This window comes from Rhizobium sp. Leaf311 (assembly GCF_001423445.1).
Taxonomy (GTDB): domain Bacteria; phylum Pseudomonadota; class Alphaproteobacteria; order Rhizobiales; family Rhizobiaceae; genus Agrobacterium.
On sequence record NZ_LMNZ01000008.1, the window covers coordinates 416,736 to 434,291 of the forward strand.

Genomic DNA, 17,556 nt, shown 5'->3' on the forward strand with positions numbered 1-17,556 from the left:
AAACGGAATTTCAGAAAGGGCCACTAAGATGGTCAGTCTCGGCGGAATAGCCCGCAAGTTGTTCGGATCGGCAAATGAACGCCGTGTCCGCTCTTATCGAAGCAATATCAACGCCATCGGCGCGCTGGAAGAGCAGATGAAGGCTCTTTCGGATGAAGCGCTTGCTGCCAAGACGGTAGAATTCCGCCAGCAGCTTGCCGATGGCAAGACGCTGGACAGCATTCTCGTCCCTGCATTCGCGGTAGCGCGCGAAGCATCCCGGCGCGTTCTGGGAATGCGGCCATTCGACGTCCAGCTGACCGGTGCGATGATTCTCCATTCCGGCGCCATTTCGGAAATGAAGACCGGTGAAGGCAAGACCCTCGTCGCGACGCTTGCGGTTTACCTCAATGCGCTCGAAGGCAAGGGCGTTCACGTTGTTACCGTCAACGACTATCTGGCACAGCGCGACGCCGCCACCATGGCGCGGCTCTACAGCTTTCTCGGCCTGACGACGGGTGTCATCGTGCACGGTCTGGACGACGACCAGCGTCGCGCGGCCTATGCCTGCGATATCACCTATGCCACCAACAACGAGCTTGGCTTCGATTATCTTCGTGACAACATGAAGTATGACAAGGCCCAGATGGTTCAGCGCAGCCACCATTACGCGATCGTCGACGAAGTCGACTCGATCCTCGTCGATGAGGCGCGCACGCCGCTGATCATTTCCGGACCGCTGGATGATCGCTCCGACCTTTACAACACCATCGATGCATTCATTCCGGCCCTGACGCCGGAAGACTACGAAATCGACGAAAAGCAGCGTTCTGCCAACTTCTCCGAAGAAGGCACAGAAAAGCTGGAGAACCTTTTGCGGCAGGCTGGCCTGCTCAAGGGCGAATCGCTTTACGATGTCGAGAATGTCGCCATCGTCCACCACATCAACAACGCGCTGAAGGCCCACAAGCTGTTCCAGCGTGACAAGGACTACATCGTCCGCAATGGCGAAATCGTCATCATCGACGAATTCACCGGCCGCATGATGCCGGGCAGACGCTATTCGGAAGGCCAGCATCAGGCGCTCGAAGCCAAGGAAAAGGTGCAGATCCAGCCTGAGAACCAGACGTTGTCGTCGGTGACCTTCCAGAACTACTTCCGCATGTACAAGAAGCTTGCGGGCATGACTGGTACAGCTTCGACGGAAGCCGAGGAATTTGGCAATATCTACGGCCTCGATGTCATCGAAGTGCCGACGAACCTTCCGATCCAGCGTATCGATGAAGACGACGAAGTCTATCGGACAGGCGAAGAAAAGTTCAAGGCGATCATTGAAGAGATCAAGGCTGCGCATGAGCGCAACCAGCCCGTTCTCGTCGGCACCACCTCGATTGAAAAATCGGAATTGCTGGCGACAATGCTTCGCGAGACCGGCTTTGAAAACTTCCAGGTCCTGAACGCGCGTTACCACGAGCAGGAAGCCTATATCGTCTCTCAGGCAGGTGTTCCCGGCGCCGTGACCATCGCCACCAACATGGCTGGTCGAGGCACCGACATCCAGCTTGGCGGTAACGTCGATATGCGTCTCGAGCGTGAGCTCGAAGGCATGGAGCCAGGCGCGGAGCGCGACGCGAAGGAAAAAGCCATTCGCGAAGAGATCAAGGTTCTCAAGGACAAGGCGCTCGCAGCCGGCGGCCTGTTCGTCATCGCTACCGAGCGTCACGAGAGCCGCCGTATCGATAACCAGTTGCGTGGTCGTTCCGGCCGTCAGGGTGACCCTGGCCGCTCGAAGTTCTACCTGTCGCTTCAGGATGACCTGATGCGCATCTTCGGTTCCGACCGCATGGACTCGATGCTGCAGAAGCTTGGCCTCAAAGAAGGCGAAGCGATTGTCCATCCATGGATCAACAAGGCGCTGGAACGTGCGCAGAAGAAGGTCGAAGCACGCAACTTCGAAACCCGTAAAAACCTTCTGAAATATGACGACGTTCTCAACGACCAGCGTAAGGTCATCTTCGAGCAGCGTCTCGAACTGATGGAAGCAGAGAATATCAGCGAGACGGCATCCGACATGCGCAACGAGGTGATCGAGGTTCTCGTCACCAAGCATGTTCCGGAAAACGCCTATGCTGAACAGTGGGACATGGTGGGCCTGAAGGCTGGCATCGAGCAGTTCCTGAATCTCGATCTGCCAGTCGATGAGTGGGCGAAAGAGGAAGGTATCGCAGAAGACGATATCCTCCAGCGCATCACGGAAGCTGCGGACAAGGCAGTCGCTGAAAAGACAGAGCGTTTCGGCCCAGAAGTCATGACCTATGTAGAGCGTTCCGTCATTCTACAGACAATCGACCACCTGTGGCGCGAACACATCGTCAATCTGGATCACCTTCGCTCGGTTGTGGGCTTCCGCGGCTATGCGCAGCGCGATCCGCTGCAGGAATACAAGGCAGAAGCCTTCGAACTCTTCCAGGCGCTTCTGGCCAACCTGCGCGAAGCCGTGACGGCGCAACTCATGCGCGTCGAGCTGGTGCGTGATCCGCCACAGCCCGAGCTGCCGGAGATGACGCCGCACCATCTCGATCCGGTCACCGGTGAAGATGAGTTTTCCGAAGGCGGTCGCGACTCGGGCGCCATCTACGTCCCGCCGGAACAGCGCGACCCCAACAACCCCGCAACCTGGGGCAAAATCGGGCGCAACGAAGCCTGCCCTTGCGGCTCCGGCAAGAAGTACAAGCATTGCCACGGTATTTTTGAGCAGGCGTAAGCCGCTTTCGAAACGTGCGTTATTGAAATGGCCCACCGATGCGTGGGCCATTTTCGTTTGGAAAGGGCCTTTTGGCCAAAAATGGTCTGGCACAAGGGGTAGCCACCCCCTTTATCGCTGCAGCGGTTTCGGCTTATGAGAAACGGTATCTTCAACCATTTTCAGGCAGTGAAATTGTGAACTCTTTCAAAATCAACGCCCTTGCAGCAATTGCCACATTGACCTTCGCAACGCCAAGTTTTGCCGACGATTTGGTCTTCGTCCTCAAGAACGGCACGAATTCGGTTCTGACCCACTTCTACACCTCCCCCGTGGACGAAGAAGATTGGGAAGGCGATGTTTTCGGGAATCACACCTTGGCCCCCGGCGAGAGCATTAAAATCACGATTGCCGATGGCCGCGATGTCTGTGACTACGACATGCGGTTCGAGTTCCAGGACAGCCCCGATCTGGACACCACCACCGATACGCAAGACCTGTGCGAATTGGGCGAATACACAATCGAAGAGTGAGAACCAAAGCCGCAGGCGGTGAGCGAACTCCCGCCTCGGCATCCTTAGCGCCGCTCACAAAACCGAGCATTCATTATAATTCGTTTGACGGTCCGGACTGGCTCTCGTAGAGCGTTTTCCTGCCGGAAACGCTCTGGCGCTTTCCCTGTTTTCCAAATTCGGACCGACCCCTATGAAGCCCGCAGAATTTGCTGCCTATATGTTTCTTGCGGTGGCCTGGGGTCTTTCGTTTCTCCTCGTTCTTCATGCCGTTGCGGCCTTTGGCTGGGTCGGGGCGGTCACATTGCGCTGCTTCATTGCCAGCCTTACGCTCCTCATCATTGCGCGAGTTGCCAGACGGAAATTGGATTTCAGTGCGGGCTGGAAGGCGTTTGCAGTGGTTGGCGCAACGACAGTCGCCGGCCAGCTGGTCGGTCTCTCATACGCCACGCCCATCATCGGAACGGCGATGGCCGCGATCTTGGTTGCCAGCATCCCCTTGTTTTCCATGCTGATTGGTCAGCTGTGGGGGCTGGAAAGAATTTCTGCACAGAGCCTTATCGGAATGATCCTCGGCTTCAGCGGCATTGTCATTCTGGTTGGTTTTCCCGCCGTCCCCTTCACCGCCGCCTTCGCCCTGGGCTGTAGCGCCTGTCTGCTGGGCTGCATCTGTGCCGCCTTCGGAAGCAATTATGCAAGCCGCCACCTCAGGGGCTCCGGCGCCTGGGAAATCACGATAGGATCCTTCCTTGCAGGCGGCCTGATGACCCTTCCCCTGCTGATCGTGATACCCGTGCCAACCACACCCGGCCTGTCCGATTTTGCCTATCTGTTCAGCCTTGCCATCATCATGAGCGCGCTGACCTACATCACCTATTTCCGGCTCGTTTCCCTGATTGGAGCCACGAAAACGATCAGCGTCGAGTTCGTGGTCACCATCATTGCGGTCATCGTCGGGGCAGTCGCGCTGGACGAGCCATTTTCTGTAATCCAGGCGATCGGAGCGCTCGTTATCATTGCTGGCTGCGCACTCGTTCTCGGACTGTATCCGAAACGCCGGACAGCGCAGCTATTGGCACCGGATATCACATGTGAAAGGGATTTTTAGCAAATCTCAATTTTACCGGTGGAAGATGCTCAACATTGCCTGTGTTTCAATATATGAAATAGTAACCACCTGTCAGTTGAATTGGTGATATGGATACTGTCGTGGTCGTTGATAACAAAAGTATTGGCGCCGGTAAGCTTCACATTGTCGCGGCAACCCATGAGAAGGACGGCATAGCATAGGCATGGCAAGCGACCCGAACGATCCAGATATCAGAGACACTCGGTTCGCGGCACTTCTGGCAAAGCCTTTGCCGGAACGACCAGCCGCAGATAGCAGTGTTCGCGTCGGTCGCTCCGGCCGTGAGTTCTGCATATATCCCGCTCAACTGGGCTATGACCTGCAGGAAGAACTCGATTTCCTGTCCAATCGGGTGCTTGAGCCCAATATTTTCTTTACCGGCAAGCTGATTGCCCCGGCCATGCCACGCGTGGATGACCGGTCCGTTCGCTTTGCCCTGATGCGTGACGAAAACGGCAGTCGCAGCCGGATGCGGTTTCTGATGCCGTTCACGGTCGAAAAGCCGGGCTTTTCCATCGGCCCGACAATCCTTCGTGCCTGGGCCAATCCGTTCGGCCCTCTCGGCACACCCCTTGTCGACGCCGAGGGCGCAGCGGAAACCATCGACAATTTGCTGGACGCTCTTTCCCAACCGGAACTGCGCCTGCCGCACGTCCTCGTCCTGCCCATGCTGAGACTGGACGGGCCGTTCGTGCGGATGGTCAAGGCCATCGCACTCAGCCGCAACCTGCCACTGACCACCGCAGAACCTCACCACCGCGTGATGCTGGAAAGCCAAATCGACGCGCAGGCCTATCTGGAAAACAAGCTCACGCCGGTCGAATTTCAGACAATGGGCAAACACTGGCGCCATATCGAAGGGCGTGGTTCTCTCTCTTACGAGGTCGCGAGACAGCAGCAGGACATACGGTTGCGAACCGAGGAATTCCTTGCCCTGGAGGCCAGCGGTTCAAAGGGACGCAAGCGCTCCGCACTGGTCAGTGATCGTTACAGAGCGGCGTTCGCCCGCGAAGCGATTACCAATCTTGCGGAGATCGATGCGGTCCGTATCCACACCTTGAATCTTGACGGTAAAGCCATCGCCTCTGCGGTCGTCTTCATGACAATGGGTGAAGCCTATTTGTGGAAGATCGCGATCGATGAAACCTATCAGCCATATCAGATAGATCAGTTGCTCATGCAACGCCTGACGGAATGGCATCTTGATGACGCGAACATCATCCGTACCGATAGCTGCGCTGTTGATGAAGATCGGGATTTGTCCGGCTTCTGGGCCGAGACCGCACAAATGGGAACACTCGTCATCGGATTGGCGCAAAACAGCGACCGCGATGTGAGACAGGTTGCCGCCCAGGTTCACATGTACAGAAACACCCGGAATCTCGCCCGCGTTTTGCGCGAACGCATCATGTCGCTGGCCAGGAAATAGAAGTGGAGGAGCAGGAAAGCCCACTCCTCCCTATTTCCTATCGCGATGCCGTCTGGATCATGCGGCAGAGTTTCGTCAAAGCAGCGTCGTAGCCACCATTCAGAATGTCTACGCAACGTTTCGCCAGTTGCACGCGCTCGTTACGCGACATGTTGTTGTAGGAATATATGGCGTCGCGAATGGCTCCCGGAGGTATTGTTCCTGGGCTGATCGTGCCGCCCGGTGTGCCGGGGGTGACTGGGCCGCCAGGCGTTCCCGGTGAGCCTATTCCCACGTCAACGCCGACGCCCGTCGTCGGCCCCACGCCGACATTGACATTGGCATTGAGACCTCTCGATCCGCCGACAGATGCATTCACGTCAGCATTAACGCCGCCCCGCCCGCCCACATTGGCGCTGGTATTCGCGTTCAGTCCACTTGCTCCGCCCACCGAAGCATTGACGTCTGCTCCCAAGCCGCCACCGCTTCGTCCGCCGACATCCGCCCCCGCATTGATGCCGCCGCTTCCCCCGACAGATGCATTGGCGCTGATCCCACCTCGATCATTGCCGCCCACGCTTGCGCTCACTCCGCCTACGCTGACGTCAAGCGCGTTTGCCTGGAATGGCAGGACCAGACAGGCAGTCAAAATCAAAGAAGATGTTATTTTTCTCATATCACTCTCCTCCTCCGCACGGGCTCGTTTGACACAAATACATTCTAAGCCGCCGGAAAACCTAAGATATGAGCATTTGCTAAAATGAAAAGATTTTATTATTAGGTGTAACTAATATGTGATCACAGAGGGAAACCACGCTTCTCTGCTCATCAGCGTAAAGCTGATGAGTTCGAGAGCTGAATTCCCAAACACAAGATTGTACGAGCCGTGGTGAGGACGTCACTGGCGATCGGCCACAAAAAAATCGCGCATATTAGCAAATTTTAGAAATGAAAAACGTCAATTCCCGCGTCGCATTAACAGACTAATTCCCTCAGCAATCTTGACGAAATCGTGGCAACGCGCAAAACTTTACCTGTCGTTAACACATGTGACGAAGAGGAACGAAAATGGTTGCGGGCTTCAACATGCTTTCATTCGATCTGTTCGGACTTGGTCGCAAGGCTCAGGAAGAAAAACTGAAAAGAGACGGCGGCTCCCCACAGGAGCAAAAGGTCAATGACGAGCAGGAAAACCATGATCGCGACAAGGAACATGAGTTGTTTTTCTGGTCGCTCTATCCAGTGATTTAAGATGTGCCTGTGCAAAGGTGACGAATGGATTTCGCCACCTTTGCATTGCAGGTCTGTTCAACAAACTTGAGGCAAAGAGGGACTGATCCGTCCCCTCTTGCACTTCACGCAATCGCGCGCCGCAAGCATTACGGCGCGCCATTGCCATTAAAGCTTTACCCAGCCGCCATTCTGTCTGGAAGACGCGATACATGCCTCGACAAATGCCACGCCTTTCACACCATCATCGATGGTAGGGTAGACCACGGCCTTGTCTGGCTGTGTGCCAGTCCGCCTCGCATCGATGGCATTTGCGGCCTCGGTGTAGATGGTGGCGAAGGCTTCCAGATATCCCTCCGGGTGACCGGACGGAATACGGCTGACACGGGCTGCAGCAGCGCCTGCTCCGGCACCCCCGCGGGTAATCAGTTGCTTTGGCTCTCCCAGCTTTGTGAACCAGAGATAGTTCGGGTCAGCTTGCGTCCACTCGATACCGGCCTTGCTGCCATAGACGCGCACTTTCAGGCCGTTTTCATTGCCCACCGCAACCTGGCTGCACCACAGCAGACCCTTGGCCGGAGCCTTGCCGTCCTTGGGCTTGAAACGCAGCATGACGTGGGCATTGTCGTCCAGACGACGGCCTTCCACAAAGGTGTGCACATCGGCCGCCAGTTCATCGGCCTCCAGTCCGGAAATGAAGCAGCCAAGATTGTAGGCGTGTGTACCGATATCGCCGGTAGAACCGCCCGCCCCTGACTGTGCCGGATCAGTGCGCCACACCGCCTGCTTTGCGCCGGTCTGTTCAACCGGTTCGGCCAGCCAGTCCTGAGGATATTCCATCTGGACCAGTCTTATGTCGCCCAGCGCGCCGCTTTCGACCAGCTCGCGGGCATGACGCGCCATCGGATAACCGGTGTAATTATGCGTCAGCACAAACAGCGCATCCGCCTTCTCGGCAACGGCTTTAAGCTTTTTGGCATCTTCCAGGTTCGACGTTAGCGGCTTGTCGCAGATGACATGGATGCCGCGCTCAAGAAAAGCTTTCGCAGCCGGGTAATGCACATGGTTGGGCGTTACGATTGCCACGGCCTCTATGCCATCGGCACGGGCGGCTTCGCGCTCCGCCATCTCCTCGAATGAGCCATAGCAGCGGTCTTCGTCCAGACCCAGTTCGAGGCCAGAAGCCTTTGATTTTTCCGGCGTGGAAGACAATGCTCCCGCCACAAGCTCAAACCGGTTGTCCAGTCGCGCTGCCATACGGTGCACACCACCGATGAAGGCACCCGCACCGCCACCTACCATGCCCAGGCGAATGCGCTTGTTCGCCCTGTCGGTCGTCTTTCCTTCGATCGTCATGTTGTCTCCTCGGAATTTATGAAAGGCCGAGCATTCGGCGATTGGCGGCATCGTCGGTGCCGCTGGAGGCGAAGTCGTCAAAGGCCTTTTCCGTGACGCGAATGATATGCGCCTTCACGAACTCGGAACCTTCCGCTGCACCGTCTTCAGGATGTTTGAGTGCACATTCCCATTCCACCACAGCCCAGCCGCTGAAATCATTCGCTGCCATTTTCGAAAACACTGCGCCGAAATCCACCTGGCCGTCACCCAGCGAGCGGAAACGTCCAGCCCGTTCGACCCAGCCCTGGTAGCCGCCGTAAACGCCCTGTCGGCCGGTCGGATTGAACTCCGCATCCTTGACGTGGAACATCTTGATGCGGTCTTTGTAGATGTCGATATTGTCGAGATAATCCAGGCATTGCAGCACGTAATGCGAGGGATCGTAGAGCATGTTGGCGCGGCTGTGGTTCTTCACACGCTCCAGGAACATCTCAAACGTCACGCCATCATGCAGGTCTTCGCCGGGATGGATTTCATAGCAGACGTCAACGCCCTGTTCGTCCGCAAAATCAAGGATCGGCGTCCAGCGCTTGGCAAGCTCGTCAAAGGCGGCCTCGACCAGACCGGCGGGCCGCTGCGGCCAGGGATATATGAACGGCCATGCAAGCGCGCCTGAGAATGTCGCATGGGCGTCGATGCCCAGGTTGCGCGATGCCTTGAGCGCCATCTTCACCTGCTCGACAGCCCATTGCTGACGCGCCTTGGGGTTGCCGCGCACCTCCGGTGCTGCAAAACCGTCAAACGCTTCGTCATAAGCCGGATGCACAGCGACAAGCTGACCCTGCAAGTGGGTCGAAAGCTCGGTCACTTCAACGCCGTTCTGACGGGCGACACCGGCAAATTCGTCGCAGTAATCCTTCGATTCAGATGCTTTCTTAAGGTCGATCAGCTGTCCGGCCCAAGTTGGCACCTGCACCCCCAGATAACCCTTCTCAGCCGCCCATTTGGTAATGCCATCCCACGTATTGAACGGTGCGGCATCGCCTGCAAACTGACCGAGAAAAAGTCCCGGTCCCTTGATCGTCTTCATGAATTTCTCCTCCTGCATCGATACAGTTGAACGGTTCCAGCCTCACCGCCCACAACGCGGCATAAGCTAACCGCTGGTAAATTTCGTGCAACCCTCAAACATCAACGAGGCATGAGAATCTGCATCTTCACCTCGCCCGCTGGCGCGGAAGCGGCGATATCGAAGGCTTTGATACTGTCTTCGAAGTCAAAGGTGCGGGTAATCAGCGGCGCAACATCGATAGCGCCGGACGCAAGCATGTCGACGCAGCGACCAAACACGTTTGCATAACGGAAGACATGCTCCACCCGTGCTTCGCGAATCTGTGCTGCCACGACATCATAGGCAACCAGCTTTGTCGGCATCCCCACAAACACGACGGTGCCCGCGGGTCTCAAGGGCTCGAATACATGCGTAATGGCAACCTCTGCACCGGAGCACTCGAAGATGACATCCGCGCCCCAGCCATTGGTGGATTTCAACACCTCTTCGGCAAGGTTGCTTTCGCGCACATTGACCGTCTCGACGGGGCCAAGGCCACGCGCCATATCCAGTTTGACCGGATCGACATCAGACACGATCACCCGCGCACATCCCGCCGCAAGGGCCGCCAGAACCGTTACCAGACCGATGGGACCGGCGCCGATCACGACAGCGATATCACCGGGCTTGACCTTCGCCTGGGTGGCTGCCTGCACACCCACCGCCAGCGGCTCGACCATCGCGCCTGCAGCAAACGACACATTGTCAGGAAGTTTGAATGTATAGGCGGCCGGGTGAACGACGGATGCCCGCAACACGCCATGGACGGGCGGGGTAGCCCAGAAACGCACGGCAGGATCGAGATTATAGTGACCGATCCGGCTCGCACGGCTGATGGGATCGGGGATACCCGGCTCCATGCAGACACGGTCGCCGACCGCAAGTGTGGTCACCTGGGACCCGACCTCGGTAACGGTACCGGAAGCCTCATGCCCGAGAATCATAGGTTCGCGAACCACGAAATTTCCGATGGCACCATGGGTGTAATAGTGCACATCGCTGCCGCAAATGCCGACCGTATGGATGGCGATGCGCACATCGTGGGGGCCGACCTCTTCATTTAGCGGCAAGGCGCGTAGCGACAGCTTGCCTTTTTCCTCCAGCACCAACGCGCGCTCTTCGCCCGATTTACCCTGAGACTGCATCGCGTCCTCCTAGACATCATCATCACTGCAATTGGGATAACAAAATAGAGAGCTCCCGAATAAGCAAGCTCTAAAAGAAACTTTTCCTAGCCGAACCTGTTTGCCATCGACGATAACCCCCAAGCGTCATCCAGAGGAGACAGAAAAATGCTATTGACGAGACGCGCCATCATGGCGGCGACAGCGGCAACCGCTGCGGCATCCGCCCTTTCCGCACCATCGCTTGCACAGGCAGCACTGCCGCTGACGCAGCCACCGCTTCCCTTTGCTGAAGACGCTCTTGCACCCCACATTTCCGCAAAAACCGTCGGCCTGCATTACGGCAAGCACCACAAAGCCTATTTCGACAAGCTGAACACACTGGCAAAGGGCACGCCCTATGCGGATATGGATCTGGAAGCCATCATGAAGGCTTCCGCTTCCAAGGCGGCTGACAAGAAGATCTTCAACAATGCAGCACAAGCCTGGAACCACATCGTCTACTGGGAGCAGTTTACGCCGGGCGGACCGAACAGGCCGGACGGCAAGGCCGCCGATGAACTGAATGCAGCGTTTGGCGACTACGACAAGTTCGTAGAGAAAGCCGTTTCCACGTCCGATGAAGTCTTCGGCACCGGCTGGGTATGGCTGACCCGCGATGACCAGAACAAGCTTGCCCTTGTTGGTTATGAGGACGGCAACAATCCGGTCGCAGTTGGCAGACCCGCATATCTCGGCGTCGATATCTGGGAACATGCCTATTATGTGGATTATGAGAACCGCAAACCGGCGCACATCAAGGCTGTCCTCGAAAATCTCGTGAACTGGCGGATCGTCGGCGACAAGATGACCAAGGCCTGATCGCCTGTCATCAAGATTTCATATCAATGGCGCCTTGAGAATTCGGGGCGCCATTCTTGCCTGAAATAGTGCCAGATAGCGAAGATGCAGCAGATTTTGTCTCATTCTCTAGACAAAGATTCTAATCCTTCCGCCTAAATTAGTATCAAAATCGCGGGAAGTTGAACATTTGGTCAAAAATGACCTGAATCGTTTAAGTTCCCCGCTTGAGTATGTGCAAGGTTTCTTATAACCACATTGCATCGGTAGTCGCGGAATAAGCGAGCCGGATACAAAAATTGGGAGCTCTATTATGAGATACAAAATTGGCCTAATCGCTGCGGCTCTGCTTTCGGCGACGTGCTTTGCGGGTGCCGCAAGCGCAAAAACCTTCGTATATTGCTCAGAAGGTTCCCCGGAAGGGTTCGATCCGGGCCTTTACACCGCAGGCACCACATTCGATGCCTCGGCCCACACTGTCTACAGCCGCCTTCTCGAATTCGAACCCGGCACCACCAAGCCAGTTGCTGGCCTGGCCGAGAGCTGGGAAGTGTCGCAGGACGGCACCGTCTACACCTTCAAGCTGCGCAAGGGCGTGAAGTTCCAGACCACCGAATTCTTCACGCCAACACGTGAATTAAACGCCGACGACGTCGTTTTCTCCATCGAGCGCCAGATCAAGACCGACAATCCATGGCATCAATATGTCACTGGTACGTCCTGGGAATATGCCGAAGGCATGGGCTTCCCCAAGCTGATCAAGTCCGTTGAAAAAGTCGACGACATGACGGTCAAGTTCACCCTGAACCGTCCGGAAGCTCCGTTCCTCGCAAACCTTGCGATGCCGTTCGCTTCGATCGTTTCGAAGGAATACACCGACAAGCTCGCCGCTGAAGGCAAGCAGGCCCAGTTGAACCAGATGCCGGTTGGCACCGGTCCATTCGCCTTCGTCGCCTACCAGCAGGATGCCGTTATCCGCTTCAAGGCCAACAAGGAATATTGGGGCGGCGCGCCAAAGATCGACGATCTCGTATTCGCCATCACCACCGATGCCGCCGTTCGTTTCCAGAAGCTGAAGGCTGGCGAATGCCACCTGATGCCTTACCCGAACGCTGCCGACGTCAAGTCGATGAAGGAAGACAAGTCCCTGACGGTTCTGGAGCAGGAAGGCCTCAACGTTGCCTACCTCGCCTACAACACCACGCAGGCTCCTTTCGACAAGCCGGAAGTCCGTAAGGCGCTGAACAAGGCCATCAACAAGAAGGCTATCGTTGACGCCGTGTTCCAGGGCATGGCAACACCTGCCAAGAACCCGCTGCCACCAACAATGTGGTCCTACAACGACAAGGTCGAAGACGACACATACGATCTGGAAGCAGCAAAGAAGATGCTGACAGATGCTGGCGTCAAGGACCTTTCGATGAAGGTCTGGGCGATGCCTGTTTCGCGTCCTTACATGCTCAACGCCCGCCGCGCTGCCGAAGTCATCCAGGATGATTTCGCCAAGATCGGTGTGAAAGTCGAGATCGTTTCCTACGAATGGGCCGAATATCTCGACCGTTCGAAGGCAAAGGACCGTGACGGCGCAGTCTTCCTCGGCTGGACCGGCGACAATGGCGATCCGGACAACTTCCTTGACACGCTGCTCGGCTGCGACGCGGTTGGCGGCAACAACCGTGCACAATGGTGCGACAAGGACTTCGACGCGCTGGTGAAGAAGGCCAAGATCACCACCGATCAGGCTGAGCGCACCAAGCTTTACGAAGAAGCTCAGGTTGTCTTCAAGAAGCAGGCTCCATGGGCCACCATCGACCACTCCCTGTCCGTCGTTCCGATGCGCAAGGAAGTCACAGGTTTCGTCCAGAGCCCGCTGGGTGACTTCACGTTCGAAAACGTTGATATCGCCGAGTAATACCGGACGCATCTGAAAATGCCGCGTGTCTTGGTTCAAGGCGCGCGGCACTTGCGTTCTGCCCACACAAAACAAGAAGCAGACCGAAAAGGTCGCTACTGCCAGCGCATAGGTTCCCGCGCGGAACAGATCGAAGGTTTTTCATGATTGGCTTTCTCGTGCGGCGTATCGCCGTGCTCATCCCGACCTTCATCGGGGTTTCCATTATTGCGTTCATGTTCATCCGGCTTCTGCCGGGCGACCCTGTCGCTCTTTTGTCCGGCGAACGCGTCATGTCGCCAGAGCGGCACGCGCAGATCAGCGCCGCCCTTGGCATGGACCGCCCCATGGTCATCCAGTATCTGGATTATCTGAAAGGCATCCTGTCGGGTGATTTCGGCACGTCCATCGTGTCCAAGTCGCCGATCATCGACCAGTTCTTTGCCCTCTTTCCGGCAACCGTCGAACTGTCCCTCTGCGCGATCATCCTTGCCATCGTCATCGGGGTTCCCGCCGGCGTGATTGCAGCCATCAAGCGCGGCTCGTTCTTCGACCAGACCATGATGGGCGTCTCGCTGGTCGGCTATTCCATGCCGATCTTCTGGTGGGGCCCGCTGCTGATCATCCTGTTTGCAGGCATTCTGCAATGGACGCCGGTTTCGGGACGCATCTCGCTGATGTTCTTCTTCCCGCCGGTCACCGGCTTCATGCTGATCGACTCGCTGCTGTCTGGCCAGAAGGGTGCTTTCGCCTCCGCCGTCAGCCACCTCATCCTGCCGTCCATCGTGCTGGCCACAATCCCGCTTGCGGTGATTGCCCGCCAGACGCGCTCGGCCATGCTGGAAGTGTTGTCGGACGATTACATCAGAACCGCCCGCGCCAAGGGCCTGTCGCCCTTCCGCGTGGTGGGACTGCATGCGCTGCGCAACGCGCTGATCCCTGTTATCACCACCATCGGCCTGCAGATCGGCGTCATGCTGGCAGGTGCGATCCTGACCGAGACGATCTTCTCCTGGCCGGGCATCGGTAAGTGGATGGTCGATAGCGTCTTCCGTCGCGATTACCCCGTGATTCAAGGTGGCTTGCTGCTGATCGCCGGCATCATCATGTTCGTCAATCTTGTTGTTGACGTGCTCTACGGCCTGATCAACCCGCGCATCCGCCACTAAGAGGTGACTAGTTCCATGGCTGAAACCACTCAGAGCCAGCCGGTCAGCAGCGCGGCGATGCGCCGCCAGATGCTGTCCGAATTCTGGCATTACTTCTCCGAAAACCGCGGCGCCGTCATCGGCCTGTATGTTTTCGCCATCATCGTGATCGTCGCCGTCTTCGCGTCGGTCATCGCCCCACACTCGCCGTTCCAGCAGTACCGCGATACCATCCTTCTGCCTCCGGCATGGATGCAGGGCGGCAACTGGAGCTTCCCGCTCGGAACCGATCCGCTTGGTCGCGACATTCTTTCGCGACTGATCCACGGTGCTCAATATTCACTGTTCATCGGCGTCTTCGTGACGAGCCTTTCGCTGACAACCGGCATCATCATCGGTGTCATCGCGGGTTATTATCGCGGCTGGCTGGACACGGTTATCATGCGGTTGATGGACATCATTCTCGCCTTCCCGTCGCTGCTTCTGGCGCTGGTTCTCGTCGCCATTCTGGGCCCCGGCCTGACGAATGGCATGATTGCCATTGCGCTTGTTCTTCAGCCGCACTTCGTGCGCCTGACGCGCGCCGCCGTGATGACCGAAAAGGAACGCGATTACGTCACCGCCGCCCGTCTGGCCGGCGCTGGCCCCTTGCGGCTGATGTTCAAGACCATTCTGCCCAACTGCATGGGCCCGCTCATCGTTCAGGCCACGCTTTCCTTCTCGAACGCCATTCTCGATGCGGCCGCCCTTGGCTTCCTCGGCATGGGTGCACAACCACCCGCGCCTGAATGGGGCACCATGCTTGCCGAAGCGCGCGAATTCATTCTGCGCGCCTGGTGGGTCGTCACCTTCCCCGGCCTTGCCATCCTGATCACCGTTCTCGCCATCAATCTGGTGGGCGATGGACTGCGGGATGCGCTTGACCCGAAACTGAAGAGGTCCTGACATGGCACTTCTGCAAGTCGATAATCTGACCGTCGAGTTCGAAACCGCCAATGGCTGGTTCCGCGCCGTGGATGGAATTTCCGTCTCCGTCGAAAAGGGCGAAGTCCTCGCCATCGTCGGCGAATCCGGTTCCGGCAAATCCGTCTCGATGCTGGCCGTGATGGGGCTCTTGCCCTGGACCGCCCGCATTACCGCCGACCGTATGCTGTTTCAGGGGAAGGATATCCAGAAGATCAGCGCGTCCGAGCGCCGCACACTGATCGGCAAGGACATTGCCATGATCTTCCAGGAACCGGTGGCCAGTCTCAACCCCTGCTTCACCGTTGGTTTCCAGATCGAGGAAGTCCTGCGCATTCACATGGGCATGGACAAGAAGACGCGCCACGCCCGCGCCATCGAACTGTTCACCCTCGTCGGCCTGCCCGACCCGGAAGAACGGCTGAAGCATTTCCCGCACCAGATGTCCGGTGGCCAGTGCCAGCGCGTGATGATCGCGATTGCCATTGCCTGCAACCCGAAGCTTCTGATCGCCGATGAACCGACAACGGCGCTTGACGTGACCATCCAGAAGCAGATCCTCGATCTGCTGATGAAGCTCCAAGCCGAAAACGGCATGGGCCTCATCATGATTACCCATGACATGGGCGTGGTGGCGGAAACCGCCGACCGCGTGGTGGTGCAGTACAAGGGCAAGAAGATGGAGGAGGCCGATGTGCTTTCCCTGTTTGAGAACCCCAAGAGCAACTATACCAAGGCACTTCTGGCTGCCCTGCCCGAAAACGCGACCGGTGACCGCCTGACGACCGTTTCGCAATTCTTTGACGGCACGCCCACGCCTGCTGCGGGAGAACCAGCATGACCGCCAACAACACCATGCTTGAAATCCGCAACATGAAGCGCGATTACCGCCTGCCCGGCGGCTTCATGAAGCCGGAGAAGATCATTCATGCGGTAAAGGGAGTGTCCTTTGCCCTCGAAACCGGCAAGACGCTGGCAATCGTCGGCGAAAGCGGCTGCGGCAAGTCCACGCTGGCGCGGATGCTGACCTTCATCGACGAGCCGACTTCGGGCGAATTGCTGATCGATGGGCAGAAGGTCGATACCCGCCCCGGCCATCTGACGGCTGAGATGCGCCAGAAGGTGCAGATCGTGTTCCAGAACCCCTATGGTTCGCTGAACCCGCGCCAGAAGATCGGTGACGTCCTTGGCGAGCCGCTGCTGATCAACACCAACATGTCCTCGGCGGAGCGCCGCGAAAAGGCCAATGACATGCTGGTGCGCGTGGGCCTCGGGCCTGAACACTATAACCGCTATCCGCACATGTTCTCCGGCGGCCAGCGCCAGCGTATCGCCATTGCGCGCGCGCTGATGCTGAACCCGAAGCTGCTGGTGCTGGACGAACCGGTGTCGGCGCTCGACCTTTCGGTGCAGGCACAGGTGCTGAACCTTCTGGCTGATCTGCAGGACGAGTTCGGCCTGACCTATGTCTTCATCTCGCATGACCTGTCGGTGGTCAAATACATCGCTGACGAAGTCATGGTGATGTATTTCGGCGAAGCCGTGGAATATGGCACGCGCGAGGAGGTTTTCTCCGACCCGAAACATGCCTATACCCGCACGCTTTTTGCCGCGACACCCAAGGCAGACGTGGAGTCCATCCGCGCCCGCGTGGCCGCCAAGAAACTGGCAAAGGCAGGTTGAAACTGACAAGCCCGGCCCTGCCGGGCTTGAAGCCGCTGGTGTGGCACGTTTGAAGTCTTATGACTTTAACGCCGTGGTACCGCTCAGCCTCGGCGGAGCGTTAGCCTCTTTCGCGATCTTAGAGGCGGATCACACTGGGTATGGCTCCCCTTGGAGCGCAAGTCGCATATGGCTGTACTACTCCGGACAGTCCTCATTGAAGTGACATTCACCTGCAGACTGAGCCCGGAAATTCCGGGCTTTTCCATTTGCGGGTAGCGGCGTGGCTGCTGACGGCGGCAGGCGCTGCTCGGTCCATTCAATCCTGTCAAAAAACCCGGCGACCTCTATTCCAAGCTTCGCCGTTCACGCGGCAGAGGCTGCCCGTGGGATGCTTCATTCTCTGGCCCCACAACCATTTGCGGCCATGGGTATGTCGGACGGGGCGCTGCAAGCTGCCTCGTTGGGTAGTCTATAA

At 57.4% G+C, this 17,556-nt stretch carries 15 protein-coding genes; 11 read left to right on the top strand and 4 right to left on the bottom strand.

Features of this window, described 5'->3' with window-relative positions; translation table 11 throughout:
• Positions 1–28 precede the first annotated feature (28 nt).
• From secA to ASF69_RS13785, 4 genes are all read left to right on the top strand, one after another.
• On the top strand, positions 29–2,743 hold the full coding sequence (secA, locus tag ASF69_RS13770; protein WP_062588352.1) for a preprotein translocase subunit SecA: 2,715 nt from the start codon (positions 29–31) through the stop codon (positions 2,741–2,743).
• A gap of 191 nt (positions 2,744–2,934) precedes the next feature.
• A complete protein-coding gene (locus tag ASF69_RS13775) occupies positions 2,935–3,255 on the top strand; it encodes a hypothetical protein (protein ID WP_244475476.1) in 321 nt (106 codons plus the stop codon).
• Positions 3,256–3,427: 172 nt separating this feature from the next.
• Positions 3,428–4,342 (top strand): DMT family transporter, encoded by a 915-nt coding sequence (locus ASF69_RS13780; RefSeq protein ID WP_062588354.1) that lies wholly within the window; start codon positions 3,428–3,430, stop codon positions 4,340–4,342.
• 184 nt (positions 4,343–4,526) lie between these two features.
• Positions 4,527–5,792 (top strand): GNAT family N-acetyltransferase, encoded by a 1,266-nt coding sequence (locus ASF69_RS13785; RefSeq protein WP_062588355.1) that lies wholly within the window; start codon positions 4,527–4,529, stop codon positions 5,790–5,792.
• A 37-nt stretch (positions 5,793–5,829) separates the two neighbouring features.
• Here ASF69_RS13785 and ASF69_RS13790 read toward each other — a convergent pair whose 3' ends face one another.
• On the bottom strand, positions 5,830–6,447 hold the full coding sequence (locus tag ASF69_RS13790; RefSeq protein ID WP_062588357.1) for a hypothetical protein: 618 nt from the start codon (positions 6,445–6,447) through the stop codon (positions 5,830–5,832).
• 392 nt (positions 6,448–6,839) lie between these two features.
• Between ASF69_RS13790 and ASF69_RS13795 the strand changes: the two genes are divergently transcribed.
• The gene (locus ASF69_RS13795; RefSeq protein ID WP_062588359.1) at positions 6,840–7,022 is read left to right on the top strand and encodes a hypothetical protein; all 183 of its coding nucleotides are present in this window, start codon (positions 6,840–6,842) and stop codon (positions 7,020–7,022) included.
• A 147-nt stretch (positions 7,023–7,169) separates the two neighbouring features.
• On the opposite strand, the gene ASF69_RS13800 is transcribed toward ASF69_RS13795, so the two are convergent.
• The 3 genes from ASF69_RS13800 to ASF69_RS13810 all read right to left on the bottom strand — a co-directional run bounded on the left by ASF69_RS13800 (position 7,170) and on the right by ASF69_RS13810 (position 10,595).
• Positions 7,170–8,357 carry a Gfo/Idh/MocA family oxidoreductase gene (locus tag ASF69_RS13800; protein WP_062588361.1) on the bottom strand — a complete coding sequence of 396 codons (1,188 nt, stop codon included), beginning with the start codon at positions 8,355–8,357 and terminating at the stop codon, positions 7,170–7,172.
• A 16-nt stretch (positions 8,358–8,373) separates the two neighbouring features.
• Positions 8,374–9,429: a sugar phosphate isomerase/epimerase gene (locus ASF69_RS13805; RefSeq protein ID WP_062588363.1), complete on the bottom strand. Its 1,056-nt coding sequence runs from the start codon at positions 9,427–9,429 to the stop codon at positions 8,374–8,376.
• A gap of 101 nt (positions 9,430–9,530) precedes the next feature.
• The gene (locus ASF69_RS13810) at positions 9,531–10,595 is read right to left on the bottom strand and encodes an NAD(P)-dependent alcohol dehydrogenase (protein ID WP_062588364.1); all 1,065 of its coding nucleotides are present in this window, start codon (positions 10,593–10,595) and stop codon (positions 9,531–9,533) included.
• 147 nt (positions 10,596–10,742) lie between these two features.
• On the opposite strand from ASF69_RS13810, the gene ASF69_RS13815 reads away from it, so the two are divergent.
• The 6 genes from ASF69_RS13815 to ASF69_RS13840 all read left to right on the top strand — a co-directional run bounded on the left by ASF69_RS13815 (position 10,743) and on the right by ASF69_RS13840 (position 17,099).
• The gene (locus tag ASF69_RS13815; RefSeq protein ID WP_062588366.1) at positions 10,743–11,435 is read left to right on the top strand and encodes a superoxide dismutase; all 693 of its coding nucleotides are present in this window, start codon (positions 10,743–10,745) and stop codon (positions 11,433–11,435) included.
• A 292-nt stretch (positions 11,436–11,727) separates the two neighbouring features.
• On the top strand, positions 11,728–13,326 hold the full coding sequence (locus ASF69_RS13820; protein ID WP_062588369.1) for an ABC transporter substrate-binding protein: 1,599 nt from the start codon (positions 11,728–11,730) through the stop codon (positions 13,324–13,326).
• A 143-nt stretch (positions 13,327–13,469) separates the two neighbouring features.
• Entirely contained in the window at positions 13,470–14,474 is a 1,005-nt protein-coding gene (locus ASF69_RS13825) for an ABC transporter permease subunit (RefSeq protein WP_062588370.1), read from the top strand.
• Between the two features lie 15 nt (positions 14,475–14,489).
• Positions 14,490–15,398 (top strand): ABC transporter permease subunit, encoded by a 909-nt coding sequence (locus ASF69_RS13830; RefSeq protein ID WP_062588372.1) that lies wholly within the window; start codon positions 14,490–14,492, stop codon positions 15,396–15,398.
• Between the two features lies 1 nt (position 15,399).
• Positions 15,400–16,257, top strand: coding sequence for an ABC transporter ATP-binding protein (locus tag ASF69_RS13835; RefSeq protein WP_082469725.1), 858 nt, complete (start codon positions 15,400–15,402; stop codon positions 16,255–16,257).
• The gene (locus tag ASF69_RS13840; RefSeq protein ID WP_062588373.1) at positions 16,254–17,099 is read left to right on the top strand and encodes a dipeptide ABC transporter ATP-binding protein; all 846 of its coding nucleotides are present in this window, start codon (positions 16,254–16,256) and stop codon (positions 17,097–17,099) included. Before ASF69_RS13835 ends, ASF69_RS13840 begins: the two co-directional genes overlap by 4 nt.
• Positions 17,100–17,556 lie beyond the last annotated feature (457 nt).